Consider the following 16,882-nt stretch of genomic DNA (forward strand, 5'->3'; position numbering starts at 1 on the left):
GCGGGTCTCCCTTCGGACGCTTGATGTCACCGTAGCCGATGACAAGGATGATCGCATATCGCAATGTGTAAAGATTATAAAGACCCATATGATGTTTGTGCGACATAATAATTAAATCATTTTTCGCCTTGCGCTCCAATCATCAACGAAATTGCATTTTCTTGCAGCGCTTGATCGCTTTATTCAGTGAATGGATACATTTTTGTCGTGGATATAATTCATTCGATATGACTGACAGGCGTCTATTTATTTGTATGGGCAATAAATGAATTAATCGAAATTTGTCATCCTTTTGACATTGCTTTGCATGGTATTGGCGTGCTGCATATGACACGGCAATTTGCGGATTCATGGCAGACGGAAGGACATCGACTCATGATCAGATGCGTCAGAATGTGGACGGGCGAGGATGGCAATTCCCTGTTCGAGGAAGGAACGATCGCTCTTTCCGAGGGCGAGCGGGGGGATTTCATCGGCAAGGCCTTTGCGGCCAAGACCATCTCATTCCGTGAAACCAGCGCCGGCGGCTCCTTCGAATGGCATCAGGACCCGGAGCCGCGCTATGTGATCACGCTGTCCGGCGTGCTGGAGTTCGAGACCAAATCTGGCGCGACCTTCACCATCCGGCCCGGCGACATCCTGATCGCGCAGGACAATTCCGGCACCGGGCATAAATGGCGGCTGATCGGCAGCGATCCGTGGCGGCGGGCTTATGTCGTCTATGAAGATGGCACGGACCTCGGTTTCGTGCCTGCCGGATCGGCCGGTTGATTGCGCGGAGGGGCCGTCATGTCGAATTCTTCCATAGATAATACAGATGTTGTCCTCATCGGCGCTGGCATCATGAGCGCCACGCTGGGCACTTTTCTTAAAGAGCTGCAGCCTGATTTATCCATCGCCATGTATGAGCGGCTGGGCGATTGTGGCCAGGAAAGTTCCAACTCGTGGAACAACGCCGGCACCGGCCACGCCGCAAATTGCGAGATGAATTACACGCCCCAGCGCGCCGATGGCAGTGTCGATATTTCCGAGGCGCTGGAGGTCAATACCGAATTCGATATTTCGCGCCAGCTCTGGGCTTATCTGGTGCGCCAGGGCGCGATTCCGGACCCGCGCGCCTTTATTCACCCTTGCCCGCATATGAGCTTTGTGTGGGGAGACGAAAACGTCGCGTTTCTCCGCACCCGCTTCAACGAGATGTCCGCGCACCACTGCTATCATGGCATGGAATTCAGTGACGATCCGGCGCAGATCGCGCAATGGGCGCCGCTGATCATGGAAGGGCGGGCGCCCGGCGAAAAGGTGGCGGCGACACGCATCATCACCGGAACGGACGTGGACTACGGGTCGCTGACGCATTTGCTCGTCGCGCAGCTTCAGGCCCGCACGGGCTTTGCGGTTCACTATAACCAGCAGGTGGTGGGGCTTCAGCGCGAAGCGGACGGGCGCTGGCGCGTGACCGTGGAAAACAATTCCGACAAATCGCGGCAGAGCGTCTCGGCGAAGTTTGTCTTTATCGGTGCCGGCGGCGACGCCATCGACTTGCTTCAGATGTCCGGGATTCCGGAAGGGCGCGGCTTCGGCGGCTTTCCGGTGAGCGGCATCTGGTTGCGCTGCGATGTCGATGCCGTCAGCGAGCGTCACCATGCGAAGGTTTACGGCAAGGCAGCGAGCGGTTCTCCGCCGATGTCCGTGCCGCATCTGGACACCCGCATCATCGGTGGCAAGAAATCGCTGCTTTTCGGGCCTTATGCGGGCTTCTCGACCAAGTTTCTCAAGCAGGGCTCACTGCTCGATCTGTTCGAATCCATCACGCTCTCCAACATTACCCCGCTGCTGGATGTGGCAAAGGACAACCTGAAACTGACCGAGTATCTGATCGGGCAGGTTCTGCAAAGTCCATCGCACCAGTTCGGCGTCCTGAAGCAGTTTTTCCCGAATGCCGCGCCGGATGACTGGGCCAAAGCGGTGGCTGGCCAGCGTGTGCAGATCATCAAGCCAGATCACCGGGGCGGCGGCGCGCTTGAGTTCGGAACCGAGCTGGTGCCGGCGGGCGATAAATCGCTGGTCGCGCTGCTCGGAGCATCGCCGGGAGCCTCGACGGCGGCGTTCATCGCCGTGAAGGTGCTCGAAGCCTGCTTCGACGATCACCTCACCGATGACGGCTGGTTGCCGGCGCTCAAGCGCATCATCCCCACTTACGGAATCGACCTTAAAACCGATGCGCAAGCCTGCGCCCGCGCGCGGGCGGAGACGGCGGCGGTCCTCAAGATCGACAATATCTGAGGCCGCTAAAGGTTATCGGTCGGCCTTATGTGAATCGTATTTGCGAGAACGGTGGAAGTGGTTTTTCAGCCACTCCCACCCTTTGAAGAGTCCACGTTTCGTCGTGCTCTCGAACATCTCGTCGGGGCCGTTCGGATCAAGGATTTCGTTCTCGGCGAGCCATTCTTCGAAATCGGAAAGTTCCGGAATCCGATAGGGCAGGAGGCTGCGACCGCCGCCTCGCAATGCCTCGACCGTTGCGATCAGTGAACCTGTTTCCGCCAGTTTTCGGGTCACATCCGCCGGGTCGACGCCCAGATGCTCCGCCATCAGATCATCTCGCAGGGCGGCGATGTCATCATGCAGATGGCTGTTGCCCGGCTCATCCGCCGCAAGGATCACGTCGCATTCGCTATCGAGCCGCATCGAGCGGTTGTTGAAATTCGACGACCCCAGCCGCAGCACGTCATCGTCGACCACCATCACCTTGGCGTGGGCGTAGATCGGCTCGCCGCTCGCGGTCTGCGGGTGGTAGATCCGCAGCCGTCCGTGGCGGTCGATGTGCTGCAAGGCCTCCACCAGTTTCGCCCGTGCGGTGTCCATCGCCAGCGGCTCAAGCCAGCCCTGCGCCGAATGCGGCGTCACGATAACGATCTCCGGCGGATTTTCCTCCGCAAGACGCTCGGCAATCGCACGGGCGATCCTGCGTGAGGCGAAGTACTGGCTTTCCGCATAGATCATCCGCTTCGCACGGCCGATCATATCCACCCATGCGGCCTCGATCTCATGCACAGGCTCCTGCTCATCCATCTCGGGGATGGTGCGTGCGATACCCAGGCGGACATCGGTGAAACTCGGTTTCAGCCTCTCGGGCCAGCAGTCGTGGCAGTCGCTGCAGGGCTGTAAACTTTCGCCCGTCGCGACCTGCCAGCGCGCTCTCGCCAGATCGCCGATGGCCCGCGCGGCGTCGCCGTCGAATGCGCTGGTCGCGTCATGCCAGGGGCCTTGAGGCCGTCCGCTCGGGCTGACACGGCGCGGGTCGTCATCAAGATGCTCGCGCGTGTCCCAACGCTGCATCGTCAGGTCGATCCCGCCGCAGAAGGCAATGCTGTCGTCGATGACCACGATCTTCTGATGATGCGATCCCGCCAGCGGGTGCTTTGCGTCCAGCCTCAACGTGATACGTGGATGCGCCTTCCAGCGCAGGATGGTGAAAATCGTATTGCCGCGCAGCATGGTCTTGAGAGCGCCCGTGTCCCAGCGCAGCAACCGGATTTCGAGCGAGGGTGTCCGGTCCGCAAGCCAGAGTATGAAGTCCCCCAGCCGTTCAGGTCCGCCGTCGTCACTGTTGCCGAAGCTGATCCGGGTGTCGAAATCCCAACCGACGAGCGTGATCGCATGCCGCGCCTGCAGAAGCGCCTTGCGGAGCGATATGAAATAGTCCGCCCCGTCGACGACAAACGCGAACCGGCGGGCTGTTTCCACCCGCCAGCAGTTCTCACCCGGATTCAATAAACGATGTTCGGACATGGCCTCTCGCACCGCGATCCCGCTGGCTGATAACGCTTTTTTCATCGCGGAGTTCCCCGAGAAGGCGGCATCCGGAATGTCATTCTAGTCCGCTGTGTTTCCCGGGGCTTGCCTCGGCTGCAATCGCTGCCGCCGCTTGGTGTCGGCAGGCCTAATCGATTGCTTTAAAGGGCACAACATGCGAAACAGAAGGTTCAACTTACGTGCAACTGTTTGCGCGCACCAGTTCGAGAGTGACCATTTCGTGTCAATGGAAAAGATACCGGGGCTACAGTTAGATCCAGCGCCGGAGGTAACGGTGCTGCGAGAACAATACGCTCTGGCTAAACTTGAGCTGGAGGCTTTGCGCTCCGCCCGGCTTGTCGAACAACAGAGCCTGCTCAAACTAGCCGAACAGCTTGATGCGCTCGTGCGTTCGTCATCAGAGGTGCGTTACAGGGTCAACGCCGACTGGAGCGAGCTTGCTCAATTGAACGGCGGCGGCTTCATCCCCGACAATACCCAGACCAACAAACAGTGGATCGAGTTGTATATTCCTGCGGAGCATCAGGAGCGGGTGCGGGCGGAAATCCGCCGGGCCGTCGCCGCGAAGGATACATACAACATCGAGCATACGGTCAACAGGGTCGACGGCACCATCGGCTGGGCATCGTCGCGGGCCGTGCCTTTGTTTGACGAAAATGGCGAGATTGAGAGCTGGATGGGGGCTGCGTCCGACATCACGGCGCGGAAAACGTCAGAGGAAGCCCAGCGGCTGCTCAATGCCGAGCTGGCCCACCGCATGAAGAACACGTTGACCATCGTGCAGGCCATCGTAGGGCAGACCTTGCGCGCGTCTTCCTCGGTGGAAAGTGCAACTCAGGTCATCAACGACCGCTTGCAAGCGCTGGCCAGCGCGCAGGATATTCTGACCCAGACCGAGTTCGTCGAGGCGGATACGCGCGAGATCGTCGAAGCCGCGCTTGCCGCGCATAAGCATGCCCACCGGCGGGTGGAAATCGTCGGTGATGCCTACCGATTGACCCCGCAGCAGGCGCTAGGGCTTTCTCTCTCAATTCATGAACTCGCCACCAACGCCATTAAATACGGCTCGCTGTCCAACGAGAAGGGCAGGGTGTCTATCAGCTGGCGGCAGGCCCGCGGATTGTTCGAGTTCCAGTGGGTCGAAAGCGAGGGGCCGGCGGTTACGATGCCGGAGCGGCGCAGCTTTGGGTCAAAGCTCATCGAACGCGTTGCAGCGGGTTATTTCGGCGGCGAAGCCTTGCTCGATTTCAAGTCCGAAGGACTACGTTTCACCCTGCGCGCCGGCACCAACGCTTAAGTGGCAGTCAGCCGGTCTGGGTCATGGCGTTAGTTACCGTGCGAGAAGTTCGGTTATCGCGCTTTCAATAACCTTGGTGTCGGCGTCGTTCAGGCCCTCACCGGCGACATGGCCCCAGTGCGATTCAAGAACCCGCAGTTCCGCCTTGGGTATTCGTCGGGCTTCATCAGCCGCATCCTCTACGGGAAAATATAAATCGCTCGATGATGGCATGATGATCGTATCTGCCCGGATTGCCGAAAGCGCCTTATCGAGATCGCCGCGGTAGAGGGCGTTGGCGCTGATGTCCGCGTGCTGGCCCATCCAGAGTTGAGCAAGCAGATTGTTGGCGTCGCGTTTCAGGAACCAGCCTTCCCAGAAGTCGATCAGGAAATCATCGAGGGACGCATAGCCGAGCGCGCTTTCGTCCAGCCGCTCGCGAAAGAACGCCTGCGAAAAGCCCCATGCCGCGTAAATGCGGGCAGCGACACGCAGACCGCGCTGCGGCTGCTGTGTGTAAAAACCCTCTCTGAAATCCGCGTCCAGTTCAATGGCCGCGCGCACGCTGTCGAAGAATAGATGGAAGTGGCGGGAGGTGCGGGCCGCACTCTGGAACGTGAAGAGACGCTCCACTTTGTCCGGAAACGCCGAGGCCCATTCGAACGCTTGCGCACCGCCCAGTGACCAGCCAATGGCGAGATTGATCCGGTCGATGCCGAACTTCTCGGTCAGCAGCCGATGTTGCTGCACCACGTTGTCGTGGATGGTGACATGCGGAAAACGGCTTCCGTCATGCGGCGCCGGGGTGTTGCTCGGCGAGCTGGATAGCCCGTTGCCGAACGCATCTGGCACAATGATGAAGTATTTATCAGGATCGAGCGCATGACCCGTCCCGATCAGCCACGCCGCATCGTCATGCGTCGCTGCAAACGATGTCGGATAGATAATGGCATTGTCCTTGGCGGCATTGAGCGTGCCAAAGGTCTTGTAAGCGAGCACGGCGTTGCGAATACAGCGCTTCGACTGCAGGTGAACGTCACCAAGATCGAGAATCTCGTAAGTCATACAGTCAGCCTTATTTTATGCTCAACCGCGAGGCGCTGCCTGAGGCAGACTGGACATGGCCTCCAGCGCTCGCTAATGCATACGCAGCGTATGCCAGTGATATTAGGATACGCTACGTATGTCAATTGGCATGCGCAACGTATGCAAATGAGGGCCGGGATGACACGCAGGGCGCGCAGCGACATGATCGAGGAAACCCGGGGCAAGCTGATCGAGGCTGCGCGGCGGGCTTTCGGTGAAGAGGGTTATGCCGGGACGTCGATGGATACGTTCACAGCATCTGCCGGCCTCACGCGCGGGGCGCTGTATCACCATTTCGGTGATAAAAAGGGCTTGCTGCTCGCGGTCGCGGAAACAATCGATGCGGAAATGGACCTGCGGCTGGCGGCGATCACGGAGAGCGACCCGGATATCTGGCGGGGGTTCTTGCACCGTTGCCGTGCCTATCTGGAGATGGCGCTTGAACCGGAGATCCAGCGCATCGTGCTGCGCGATGCGCCCTCAGTGCTGGGAGCGGCCTACACTCAAGCCAGCCAACGGCAATGTTTGACATCGCTTGCAGAGATTTTGTCCCGGTTGATGGCGCAAGGTGTCATCGACCAAGGTGATCCCGATATCATCGCCCGGCTCATCAACGGAGCCTTGGTCGAAGCTGCTCTCTGGATCGGGGAGGGGGATGCGCCGGAGGGGCGCTTCGCCAGCGTCGCGCGCAATGTCGAACGCTTGCTCTCCGGCCTGAAAGCGAGGCATTGAAACGCGTATTGGAAACACGTCTTGGAAACGCGTATTGGCTCATCCGGGCTGCTTGTTGGTTTGCCCAGGTTCCATTGCGGCTATGTTCTGCCGCTCCTGACGCGTGTCGAGCCAGCCGCTCCATAAGGTCAGCAGCAGGCCGCCGCTCACCATGATCGCGCCAACCCACGGTGTTGCCCCCAGCCCCAGCCGAGACTCCGCGACCAGCCCGCCTAGGATCGCACCGAGAGCGATGCCGGCATTCGCAGCCGAGACGTTGATCGTGGAGGCAATGTCCACGTTCGCTGGCCGGTAGCGTGTAGCGAGTTGCACCACATAGAGCGCCAGCCCCGGCACGTTGCAGAACATCAACGCGCCAAGCACGCCAAGCGTCAGGATCGAACCAATAGCGGACGGGGCCGTGAAGGTGAAGATCAGCAGCACCGCCGCCTGCGCGCCGAGCATTGCAGCCAGCGCTGGCACCAGCTTTTTGTCCGATACCCTGCCGCCGAGGAAATTACCGACGATGACCGACATCCCGTAGAGTGACAACATCCACGCGACCCCATTCGGCCCAAAGCCGGTGATGTCGGTGAGAATGGCGGGAAGGTAGGCAAAGGTAACGAAGGTGCCGCCCCAGGCGCAGAAGTTCATGCCGAAAGCGATCAGCAGGCGTCCGCTGCCAAGAACGCGGATCTGTTCGACGAGGCTGCCAGCCGGCGCGATATCGATGTCCCGAGGTAATGTGGCGGCCATGGTGATCAGCGATGCAAGACCGATAGCCGCGACAAACCAATAGGCCATCGGCCAGCCCAGGCGTTGGCCAATGACGGTCGCAATTGGCACACCGGCCGCGACCGCAATTGTCAGACCGCTGAAGACAATGGCGACCGCCGATGCCCTTCGATCATCCGAAACGAAGCTCGCAGCGATGGCCGCGCCAACACCGAAAAAGATGCCGTGCGGCAGCGCCGAGAGCACGCGCATGGCAATGAGGAACGAGTAGCTCGTGCTGAGAGCAGCGGCGGCGTTGGCGGCGATGAACAAAGCCATGACCGCCAACATGAGTGTTTTGCGTGAAAGGCGTCCGGTCAGAGCTGCGAGAATCGGCGAGCCGAAGCTGACGCCCAGCGCATAACCGCTGACAACCAGACCGGCCCGGGTGAGGCTAATCCCGAAGTCGTCGGCGATCTGCGGTAGAACGCCGACGCTCGCATATTCGGTGGTGCCGATAGCGAAGCCGCCGATCATCATGGATAGCAAGGCGGGCAATCTGCTCGTGCTCAAAACCGGTGTCCTTTTGCAGCTTTGAATCTGGCGGCGCTATGGGGGTGTCAGTCCCACGCGGGGGCTAGCCCGTCCGGGCTGACCAGACGGCCATCGGGGCGCGCCAGCGCGTCGATCCGCGCCACCGTCTCCGGCGACAGCGCGAAGTCGAATATGGCGAGGTTTTCTGCCGCCCGTGCCTCGCTCACGGTTTTCGTCAGCGCGATGACCCCATCTTTCTGGATCAGCCAGCGCAGCACGAGCTGCGCAACCGACTTGCCCGTCTCGCGGGCAATCTCGGTGAGGACCGGATCGGAAAAGACCTTGCCGTCCGCCATGCCGTAGTAAGCCGTCAGGGAAAGGCCGGCGGCGCGGGCAGCGCCGATCACCTTCGACTGGTCGAGATAGGGGTGAACCTCGATCTGGTTGGTGACGAGCGGTGCGTTAGACAGGCGGATCGCCTCGGCCTGGAGCGCGGTGGTATAGTTCGAAATACCGATATGGCGAGCCTTGCCGGCCTGCTTCACCTCATTGAGCGCGCCAATCTGCTCGGCCAGCGGCACGGCGTTGTTCGGCCAGTGCAGCAGCAGAAGATCGACATAATCAGTCCTGAGTTTTTGCAGGCTCTCATCCACCGATGCAATGAAGGTGTCATGAGGATAATGATCGACCCAGACCTTCGTGGTCAGGAAGACATCGCCGCGCGAGACATCGGCGCCCGCGATGGCTTCGCCAACTTCGGCCTCGTTGCCATAGATTTGTGCCGTGTCGATGTGGCGGTAGCCCAGCTTGAGCACTTGAGAAACCATGCGTAGCGTATCCGGGCCGGGAATGCGAAACGTGCCGAAACCGAGAGCGGGAATGGCGGCGCCATTGGCGGTGACTGTCTGCATTGTGTGCTTTCCTTCGTGATGATGATGCCTATTGCCGATCTGCGGATCGGGTCAGGCGTTGACGGGCTCGACGGATCTGCCGCGGGCATCGATCATGCCGCTCCAGATCGTCAGCACAAGTGCGCCGGCGACCATAACCGCGCCGACCCAGGGCGTCGCACCAATGCCGAGGCTGGAAACGACCACGAGGCCGCCGATCCATGCGCCGAGTGCGATGCCCAGATTAAACGCTGCGATGTTCAGCGCCGCCGCGACATCCACCGCCCCGGGCCGGAAGCGCGTGGCGAGCTGGACGACATAGAGCTGGAGTCCCGGCACGTTGGCGAACGACAGAAAACCGAGCGCAACCAATGTGACGAGCGCCGGAATTGCCGTGCCGGCAGTGAAAGTGAAAATCACCAGCACGGCTGCCTGCGCGGCGAACAACCATGTCAGTGCCCTGACAGGATTGCTGTTGGCGATGCGGCCGCCCAGGAGATTGCCGGCGGCGATGGCCGCGCCGTAAAGGATCAGGATCAGACTGACATGGCTGGCGGCAAAGCCGGTGATGTCCTCAAGGATGGTGGCGAGGTAGGTGAAGGTGACGAAAGTTCCGCCGTAGCCGAGCGTCGTCATGGCAAAGACCAGCAGCAGACGGCCCGATCCAAGCACGCGCACCTGATCGAGCAGCGAAGCCGGCGGCCTTTTGCTGATGGTGTTGGGCAGCAACGCGGCGATGCCTGCGAGCGCGATCACGCCGAGCGCAGCGACCGCCCAGAACGTCGCGCGCCAGCCGAAAGTCTGGCCAATGAAAGTGCCGAGCGGAACGCCGGTCACGATAGCGACCGTCAGACCCATGAACATCAGGGCGATGGCCGAAGCGCGGCGATCCTCCGGCACAAGGTCGGCGGCGATGGTCGAGCCGACCGCGAAGAAAACCCCGTGTGCGAAGGCCGACAATACACGGGCGACAAGCAGGATTTCGTAGCTGGGACTGAGCGCTACCAGCACATGACCGGCGACGAACACCACCATCAGCCCCATGAGCAGGGGCTTGCGTTCGATGCGGCCTGTCAGTGCCGTGAGAACAGGTGCACCAAAGGTGACGCCGAGTGCGTAGACCGAGACGATCAGCCCGGCGAGCGGCAAGGTGATGCCAAGATCGGCGGCCACAGTTGGCAGCAGTCCGACGACGACGAATTCGGTGGTGCCGATTGCGTAAGCCGCAATCGTAAGGGCGTAAAGCGCGGCGGGCACGGATGTTCCTTTCCCGCCTTGGCATCTGGCGGATCGACGGCTTCTCCATCGGCAAAGCCACGAGGATGGATCTTGGCTGACGATGCCGCCTTTCGATTTGAGACTGAATAGCATATTATGGAAAAACGTTTTTGAATTTAATTCATAGGATGGGCAATGGACAATCGTTCCGGCGAGATGAGTGTCTTTGTTGCCGCGGCAGAAAGCGGCGGTTTCTCGGCGGCTGGACGAAAGCTTGGCCTGTCACCTTCAGCAGTTAGCAAACTCGTCACACGCATTGAAGATAGGCTGGGCACGCCGCTGTTCGTGCGCTCCACCCGCACGCTCCAGCTGACGCCGGAGGGGGCGCTTTATCTTGAGCGGTCGAGGAACATCCTCGCTGAAATCGATGATGCGGAACGGCTGGTCTCCAACAGATCCCATATCGAACCACGCGGCAAGCTCCGTGTCAGCGCGTCGGTCGCCTTCGGGGAGTGCCTGCTGTTACCGCTGGTGCAACAGTTCCTCGCGCGTTATCCGCAGATAGAGCTGGACGTCTCGCTGACCGATACCGTCATCGACCTTGTGGACGAGCGCACAGACGTTGCAATCCGCTCCGGCCACTTACGCGACTCGACGCTTAAAGCGCGTAAACTGGTGGAAACGCGGCGCGTTATTGTTGGATCTCCCGCCTATCTGGAGCAATACGGCGTTCCAACAACGCCGGATGCGCTCGATCGGCACAACTGCCTGCGCTTCAACTTCCGCCGTCATTTGGATGAATGGCCGTTCCGCGATGCCGTAACACGTGAGCCGTTTACGCGGCCTATTGCTGGAAACGCCTACGGCAACAGTGGTGTTGTGCTGCGTCAGTTCGCATTGGACGGCCTTGGTCTTGCCCGGCTTGGGGCTTTCCATGTGGAGGCGGATATAGTGACCGGGCGTCTGATGGCAGTTCTGGAAGACTATAACGCCGAAGATATTGAACTCGTGCACGCGGTTTATGTTGGCCACGAGCATTTAGCGGCTCGCATTCGCGCTTTTATCGATTTTCTGGTGGAATACGTATCCATTGGCTGCTGCACATCACAGAGATAGACTTGCCGCATAATGAATTAAGGACGCCCGTGGGCGTCCTTTTTATTGTTTACATCGTTTGGCGCCGATCAAAGGCGGTAGCTGAGACCGCCCCAGATCCGGCCCTCGTCGCGATCGCGCCCGCCGCGAACTGCGCCGGCAACTGCGGCTGCGCCCGCCACAAGCGCCGCGGCGGTCAGCAGGAACGCCGTCAGAATTGCGCTTTTGCGTGCGGTTTCCGCAGCGGCGATGGCAGCTTCCTCTGCCTCTTTCGCCACGCGCTCTGCTTCGGCGCGCGCCTCAGCGATGGCGGCATCAGCGTTCCGGCGTGCTTCCTGAACAGCGGTCACGGCCTGATCGACGCGGGCATTCACCTCGGCTTCGGACTGGCCAGTACGGCGCGCGGCGGCAGCAACCAGAAACGCGCGGTCCTGATCGGAAATCTCGCCCGTGCGTAGCACGTTGCCAAGAACGACGCCGCTCTGGCGCGCGAGTTCCGCGTCATTCAGCGATGGCGTGCCAGGTGCGACTGTGCCATCCGGCTGCTGAACGCCCTGACGCACGCCCTCGGCCGCAGGACGAAGCAGCGTGCTGTTGATGTAATCCAGCACGCCACCATCCGTGTCGTCCGGCACGGCTGCACCCAGCGTCTGAGCCACGCCCTGCACCGCGCCGCCAGCCACAGCTCCTGCACCCTGAACGACGCCGCCAATTGCGGATCCGGCAGCCGTCGCAGCCGTACCGACGGCGGATGCCGCGCCGCTGATCGCGCCCGCTGCCATCCAGGCGGTTACGAGCATGCCAAGACCCCAAACGACAAGGCCGTTGATCCCGTCGCGCGTTGATACTTCGTCAGCCGGAGCGTCATCCACGCGGCGCCGCATGCGCCCGGCGACATAACCGCCAGCGAGATAACTCGCGACAACCGAGATCACGAGCCAGAGCGCGGTGACGATAATCCAGAGATTAAATGAGCCTTCGCCCGGCACGGCCGAGATCGTCGAGAGCCCGAGCGCCGTGCCGAAAGCTGCGAACAGCCCGACGATGGCGGCAGAGACGACTGCGCCGCCCAGAACCGCGGCCCAGTCAATATAAGAGCCCGATACTTCGCGGCGCGGAGCAGCTGCGGCAGTTACAGTTTCCGTGGGTGCCATGGCGACCACTCCTCAGCGAAGGCCAAGAAACGACAGGATAGCGAGAACCACGACCACGAGGCCGACCAGATAGATGATATTGTTCATGAACGTATCTCCCAAATCGCCTGTTCAGGCAATCACAGCTAAAAAACAGATGACGCGGCGGCGCGTCGAATGCCGCATGTGAAACCGAACGCAAAAGACGTATTCGGGTTCCGTGTTTACGGCCCGAGGCTTGGGATAATGTGGCAATAATGCGGTCGATGGCTCAGTTTAATTGCCGCCAGAACTATCTGCGACGACATGATAGTGACGACGTTCCACTGGAACGCGTCTGGGGCGAGATGAAATTTTCAAGCGTTGAAACGTGACCTTGATCTGGGCGGTCGCAGGGCACGATCACGGACGATATGCTTTGGCTCGGCTAAATATAATCCACAAATTGAGCGGTCGCGGGTGATGTATTGATACAACAGTGACAGGAACAGATTGCCACGATGCCGAACCGTGGCGAGAGTGCCTTATTTTAGCCTGCGATTATTGTTGGAAATTACGCTCAAATGGCGGCGGCTAGGGCATATGAGGTTCAAGTGATTCAACTATTGATTCTTCCGCGAGGAATTACTGAAACTATGCTTTTCCTCTGTCGATAGTGAACTGTTCATCGGGACATCTTTCACCAGTTGCGCCGAGGCGGAACAATAGGGGCGGAAAAGCAAGTTCTTCAGCATCATCGCTCGCGTTCCTCCCGTAAGCCTCTCTCCCTGAAAGCAAGCGAAGTCCCGTTGGCGCACTGCCGTATGCGTTGTTGTCCTGCCAGGTCGCAACGCCAGCAAACAAATTAGACGTTTAAAGATTTGGAGAACGAATTCATGGCCATGAGTCGCCGCATTTTTGTCGCTGCCCTTCCGGCATTTTTGGGGGGATGCGCAAGCACGCTTCAGCGTAGCCAGGTGCAATCGCCGCACCTGCTGCCGCATTACGTGAATATGTATGCTGCGATCAATGACGAGCCGTTTCCCATTCCCGCGCCAGACCTTTCCAAGATAGACCCGCAGTTCTATCGCCAGGAAGTCGCCTACAACAGCGGTCATGCACCGGGAACCATCGTGGTCGATACGCATGACCGCTTCCTCTATCTCCAGCAGGAAAATGACCGCGCGCTGCGCTATGGCATCGGTGTCGGCAAAGCGGGGCTTGAATTTGCGGGGATTGGTGTCGTGCAGCACAAGCGCGCGTGGCCGCGCTGGACGCCGACACCCAACATGATCGCCCGCGAGCCGGAGAGGAACCTGCCGTGGAAAAATGGCATGGAGCCGGGGCCGAGCAACCCGATGGGGGCTCGTGCGCTCTATCTTTACCGGAATGGCCGCGACACGCTTTACCGCATTCATGGCACCAATGAGGATTGGTCCATCGGCAAGTCCATTTCCTCCGGCTGCATACGCCTTCTCAATCCGGACATCATCGATCTGCATCGCCGCGTGCCAGACGGCACCCGCGTCGTTGTTCTCCAGCGCGGCGCCGATACTGTTGCCTGACGACGCGGATATTCTTGACATTTTGAAACGCGTGAGTTTCCTTTATCGTGTGTGCGCCTGACGGAATTGTTCAGGCGCTACGTGGCGTCGACCGGCGCCGGATGGGCAATGTCACGCGAGACAGAAAGATGGTGATGAGATGATGCTGACCGCGATGCCGCACTCCCTTCGCCCCGCTTCTGTGTTGCTCGCGTGGCGGCTGGCAATCATTGTGTCGATGGCGATTTTCTGCGTTGCCATCCCTGCACGTGCGCAGGATGGCGACGGGGCGTCGCTTGCCGGGCAAATTCCTGCAAGCGCGTTTTTCCCGACCGTGGATCACGTCGGTTTTATTGTTGCCGACGCGGATGCCGAGGCTGAGAAGTTACGCGCGGCATTCGGCGCGAAGATCGTGAACACCGTCACACTCGATTTTCCGGTTGCCCGCTATGATGACCGGGATCTAGCTTACAGTGCCTATTTCGTCTTCGTGGATCTTGGCAACGTCAAGGTGGAGTTTATTCAGCCGGAAGCGGATAAACCGTCGCCCTATCTCGACTTTCTCAACAAGAATGGCAACGCTGTGCATCATCTGGCTTTCCTCGTCGAGGATGTCGACGCGAAGCTGCGGGAGCTGCAGGCGGCCAATCCTGACATCAATGTGGTCGTACGGGCCAAGGCCGGAGAGGGCGAGGGCGGCCAGATGGTCTATGTCGGGGGTGTCATTCCCGGCATCCTCGTGGAACTGGCCGCGCCACTGTAATTTTGTGTTTTTGCGACGAGTGAATCAGCCAGCCATCAATGCGTTGGCGCAGCCTTCGGAAACGTCAACGTACTGATGGCAAGCGAGAGCAGCGTTGTCACCGCCATCATGACGGAGACCGGGAGGGCGGTTCCATCTGCCATCAGGCCGATCAGAAAGCTGACGAGCGAGCCGAGCGCGAACCCGAGCGCGCCCATCAGGGCCGAAGCGGTGCCAGCATCCTGCCCCTGATTTTCGAGCGCCAGGACCGAGCACGCCGGCATCAGGAGCCCTTTGCTGGCCACAAGCAGGAAGCAAAGCACGATGAAAGCCGGAAGCGACAGGCCGAAGACCAGCGCGAAGACGAGCAGAACGATCGCGACGACACCACGGAAAATATTTGTCGCCCGCGCAACTTGCAGCGCGCCGAAACGCGCTGCCATTCGGCCACCCATCTGTGAGCTGATGGCGAGGCCGACGGCATTGGCGGCAAAGACGAAGGAGAAGCTCATCGGTGAGAGGCCATAGGTGCCGATCAGCACCACCGAAGCCGCGGACAGATAGCCGAAAAATCCGGCCTGCGTCAGTGCCATGACCCCGGCATAGGAAATGTAGTCACGCCGAAGCAGCAACCTGACATAGGTGCCGACCGCGCGCAGCGGGTAACTGTTTCGCTTTGCGGCGTCGCTGCGCGTTTCCGGCAGCAGAAAGACGACAGCCAGCAATACGAGCGTCGCCAACACCGCCTGCAACCAGAAAATTGCCTGCCAGGGCAGGATCATCAACATCCCGCTGCCGAGGATTGGGGCGACGATTGGCGCAAGCCCCAACACCATAACCACCATCGATAGCAGCCGCGCCGCCATTGCGCCCGTGAAGAGATCGCGGATTGCCGCCATGGCGATGGCGAGGCCAACCGAACCGCCGAAACCCTGCACCAAGCGCCAGCCGATGAATTGCCCGATTGATCCCGAAAGGGCACAGGCCATCGATGCCACCAAAAACAGCACCAGCCCGGTGATAACAACCGGCTTGCGTCCCACCCTGTCTGACAGCGGCCCCATGACGAGCTGGCCGACACAGAAGCCGATGAAGAAGGCCGTCACCGTCAACTCTATCTGCCCCTCGGCCGCCCCCAGATGTGCGGCCATCACCGGCATGGCTGAGAGATACATGTCGAGCGCTAGCGGCCCAAGCGCGGAAATCGCGCCGAAGCAGATGGCAAGTATCGTGTGTTGTCTTTCCATGTCTCATGTCTCCGAGCTGACGGGATGCCCGCCAGCCGGTCCGTTGCCTGCTGGTGTGGGGTGATTTGAAAACGTTTCTGTTTCCTTAAATTTAGAAACACTGGCGTTTCTTAATGTCAAGCGATAATCTGGCAAGGGAGGATTGTGCGGATGCAACAGAATGAAACCATGAAGGCTGCATCGGCGCTGACTGGCACCCCTGACGGAGGGGAGGGGCCAAGAATCGGGCGCCCGCCTGTGTTGAGCCATGACCAGCGGCGCGATGTGCTGATCCGTGCGGCAGGGCGGGTATTCCTGCGCGATGGTTTTGCCGGCGCAACGATGGAAAAGGTTGCCGGCGAGGCAGGAATGTCGAAGCGCACGCTTTACCGTTTCTTCCCAGACAAGCGTTCAGCGTTGGAAGCGCTTTTGAGTGCGCATGATCATCGCCCGCCGATGGCGCCATATGCCCATCGTCCCGGCGACGATCCGCGCGAGGAAATCCGCCGTTGTCTGACGTCGCTCACCAATTATCTGCTCGATCCTGTGCAGATTGGTTTGACGCGTCTCATCATCGCCGAAGCGCCGCAATATCCAGAGTTGGCTAACTCGTTCGAGGGGCTGGAGATCGGCGGCGTGATCGCCCATGTCGGCGAACGCTTCCGCCGTCTGGTGAGCGATGGCGCGATCCACGCCGAAAACCCGGAGGAACTGGCCGATCTGATGATCGGCAGTCTGGTGAATCCGTGGCAGATCCTGGCGCTTGCATCACAAGATCAGAGTCGTCCCCGCCCCGAAGAGATCGCGGCTCGGATCGAGCGGATTATCGACATTTTCTCCGACGCGCTTGGCCTTGAGCTGTCACGCAGCGTTGAATGATGAATATGCGCCAGACAGCATAAAGGTTGTTCGCTG

General features: G+C 60.0%; 15 protein-coding genes. 8 read left to right on the top strand and 7 right to left on the bottom strand.

Annotated features, from left to right (window positions below; genetic code table 11):
- The first annotated feature begins 375 nt into the window (after window positions 1-375).
- Entirely contained in the window at window positions 376-771 is a 396-nt protein-coding gene (locus FHS81_RS12675) for a cupin domain-containing protein (RefSeq protein WP_183753482.1), read from the top strand.
- Between the two features lie 18 nt (window positions 772-789).
- Window positions 790-2,286, top strand: a complete 1,497-nt coding sequence (gene mqo, locus FHS81_RS12680; RefSeq protein ID WP_183753484.1) for a malate dehydrogenase (quinone) — start codon at window positions 790-792, stop codon at window positions 2,284-2,286.
- Window positions 2,287-2,298: 12 nt separating this feature from the next.
- Here the strand turns inward: mqo and FHS81_RS12685 are convergent, their stop codons facing one another.
- A complete protein-coding gene (locus FHS81_RS12685) occupies window positions 2,299-3,840 on the bottom strand; it encodes a phospholipase D-like domain-containing protein (protein WP_246374997.1) in 1,542 nt (513 codons plus the stop codon).
- Window positions 3,841-4,093: 253 nt separating this feature from the next.
- Between FHS81_RS12685 and FHS81_RS12690 the strand changes: the two genes are divergently transcribed.
- Window positions 4,094-5,116: an HWE histidine kinase domain-containing protein gene (locus FHS81_RS12690; RefSeq protein ID WP_183753486.1), complete on the top strand. Its 1,023-nt coding sequence runs from the start codon at window positions 4,094-4,096 to the stop codon at window positions 5,114-5,116.
- A gap of 33 nt (window positions 5,117-5,149) precedes the next feature.
- On the opposite strand, the gene FHS81_RS12695 is transcribed toward FHS81_RS12690, so the two are convergent.
- Complete coding sequence (locus FHS81_RS12695) at window positions 5,150-6,160, bottom strand: alpha/beta fold hydrolase (RefSeq protein WP_183753488.1); 1,011 nt, start codon at window positions 6,158-6,160, stop codon at window positions 5,150-5,152.
- 159 nt (window positions 6,161-6,319) lie between these two features.
- Between FHS81_RS12695 and FHS81_RS12700 the strand changes: the two genes are divergently transcribed.
- Entirely contained in the window at window positions 6,320-6,913 is a 594-nt protein-coding gene (locus tag FHS81_RS12700; protein ID WP_183753490.1) for a TetR/AcrR family transcriptional regulator, read from the top strand.
- 39 nt (window positions 6,914-6,952) lie between these two features.
- Here the strand turns inward: FHS81_RS12700 and FHS81_RS12705 are convergent, their stop codons facing one another.
- From FHS81_RS12705 to FHS81_RS12715, 3 genes are all read right to left on the bottom strand, one after another.
- Window positions 6,953-8,146, bottom strand: a complete 1,194-nt coding sequence (locus FHS81_RS12705; protein ID WP_428982452.1) for an MFS transporter — start codon at window positions 8,144-8,146, stop codon at window positions 6,953-6,955.
- Between the two features lie 80 nt (window positions 8,147-8,226).
- Complete coding sequence (locus FHS81_RS12710; protein WP_183753492.1) at window positions 8,227-9,051, bottom strand: aldo/keto reductase; 825 nt, start codon at window positions 9,049-9,051, stop codon at window positions 8,227-8,229.
- A 51-nt stretch (window positions 9,052-9,102) separates the two neighbouring features.
- The gene (locus FHS81_RS12715; protein WP_183753494.1) at window positions 9,103-10,287 is read right to left on the bottom strand and encodes an MFS transporter; all 1,185 of its coding nucleotides are present in this window, start codon (window positions 10,285-10,287) and stop codon (window positions 9,103-9,105) included.
- 156 nt (window positions 10,288-10,443) lie between these two features.
- Here FHS81_RS12715 and FHS81_RS12720 point away from each other — a divergent pair, with 156 nt between their 5' ends.
- Window positions 10,444-11,364 carry a LysR family transcriptional regulator gene (locus FHS81_RS12720; protein WP_183753496.1) on the top strand — a complete coding sequence of 307 codons (921 nt, stop codon included), beginning with the start codon at window positions 10,444-10,446 and terminating at the stop codon, window positions 11,362-11,364.
- A gap of 68 nt (window positions 11,365-11,432) precedes the next feature.
- Here FHS81_RS12720 and FHS81_RS12725 read toward each other — a convergent pair whose 3' ends face one another.
- On the bottom strand, window positions 11,433-12,497 hold the full coding sequence (locus FHS81_RS12725; protein WP_183753498.1) for a hypothetical protein: 1,065 nt from the start codon (window positions 12,495-12,497) through the stop codon (window positions 11,433-11,435).
- Between the two features lie 854 nt (window positions 12,498-13,351).
- Here FHS81_RS12725 and FHS81_RS12730 point away from each other — a divergent pair.
- Together FHS81_RS12730 and FHS81_RS12735 are read left to right on the top strand one after the other, a co-directional pair.
- Window positions 13,352-14,020: a L,D-transpeptidase gene (locus tag FHS81_RS12730; RefSeq protein WP_183753500.1), complete on the top strand. Its 669-nt coding sequence runs from the start codon at window positions 13,352-13,354 to the stop codon at window positions 14,018-14,020.
- Window positions 14,021-14,174: 154 nt separating this feature from the next.
- Window positions 14,175-14,762 (top strand): VOC family protein, encoded by a 588-nt coding sequence (locus FHS81_RS12735; protein WP_210281675.1) that lies wholly within the window; start codon window positions 14,175-14,177, stop codon window positions 14,760-14,762.
- A gap of 35 nt (window positions 14,763-14,797) precedes the next feature.
- On the opposite strand, the gene FHS81_RS12740 is transcribed toward FHS81_RS12735, so the two are convergent.
- Complete coding sequence (locus tag FHS81_RS12740; protein ID WP_183753504.1) at window positions 14,798-15,988, bottom strand: multidrug effflux MFS transporter; 1,191 nt, start codon at window positions 15,986-15,988, stop codon at window positions 14,798-14,800.
- A gap of 150 nt (window positions 15,989-16,138) precedes the next feature.
- Here FHS81_RS12740 and FHS81_RS12745 point away from each other — a divergent pair, with 150 nt between their 5' ends.
- On the top strand, window positions 16,139-16,846 hold the full coding sequence (locus tag FHS81_RS12745) for a TetR/AcrR family transcriptional regulator (protein WP_183753506.1): 708 nt from the start codon (window positions 16,139-16,141) through the stop codon (window positions 16,844-16,846).
- The last annotated feature ends 36 nt before the right edge of the window (window positions 16,847-16,882 follow it).

Source organism: Pseudochelatococcus contaminans, assembly GCF_014195635.1.
Lineage (GTDB): Bacteria > Pseudomonadota > Alphaproteobacteria > Rhizobiales > Beijerinckiaceae > Pseudochelatococcus > Pseudochelatococcus contaminans.

Coding starts and splice junctions, on each gene's coding strand:
- FHS81_RS12675 (WP_183753482.1), top strand. CDS start 376: ATGATCAGATGCGTCAGAATGTGGACGGGCGAGGATGGCAATTCCCTG.
- mqo (WP_183753484.1), top strand. CDS start 790: ATGTCGAATTCTTCCATAGATAATACAGATGTTGTCCTCATCGGCGCT.
- FHS81_RS12685 (WP_246374997.1), bottom strand. CDS start 3,840: ATGAAAAAAGCGTTATCAGCCAGCGGGATCGCGGTGCGAGAGGCCATG.
- FHS81_RS12695 (WP_183753488.1), bottom strand. CDS start 6,160: ATGACTTACGAGATTCTCGATCTTGGTGACGTTCACCTGCAGTCGAAG.
- FHS81_RS12700 (WP_183753490.1), top strand. CDS start 6,320: ATGACACGCAGGGCGCGCAGCGACATGATCGAGGAAACCCGGGGCAAG.
- FHS81_RS12705 (WP_428982452.1), bottom strand. CDS start 8,146: ATGATGATCGGCGGCTTCGCTATCGGCACCACCGAATATGCGAGCGTC.
- FHS81_RS12710 (WP_183753492.1), bottom strand. CDS start 9,051: ATGCAGACAGTCACCGCCAATGGCGCCGCCATTCCCGCTCTCGGTTTC.
- FHS81_RS12720 (WP_183753496.1), top strand. CDS start 10,444: ATGGACAATCGTTCCGGCGAGATGAGTGTCTTTGTTGCCGCGGCAGAA.
- FHS81_RS12725 (WP_183753498.1), bottom strand. CDS start 12,497: ATGGCACCCACGGAAACTGTAACTGCCGCAGCTGCTCCGCGCCGCGAA.
- FHS81_RS12730 (WP_183753500.1), top strand. CDS start 13,352: ATGGCCATGAGTCGCCGCATTTTTGTCGCTGCCCTTCCGGCATTTTTG.
- FHS81_RS12735 (WP_210281675.1), top strand. CDS start 14,175: ATGCCGCACTCCCTTCGCCCCGCTTCTGTGTTGCTCGCGTGGCGGCTG.
- FHS81_RS12740 (WP_183753504.1), bottom strand. CDS start 15,988: ATGGAAAGACAACACACGATACTTGCCATCTGCTTCGGCGCGATTTCC.
- FHS81_RS12745 (WP_183753506.1), top strand. CDS start 16,139: ATGCAACAGAATGAAACCATGAAGGCTGCATCGGCGCTGACTGGCACC.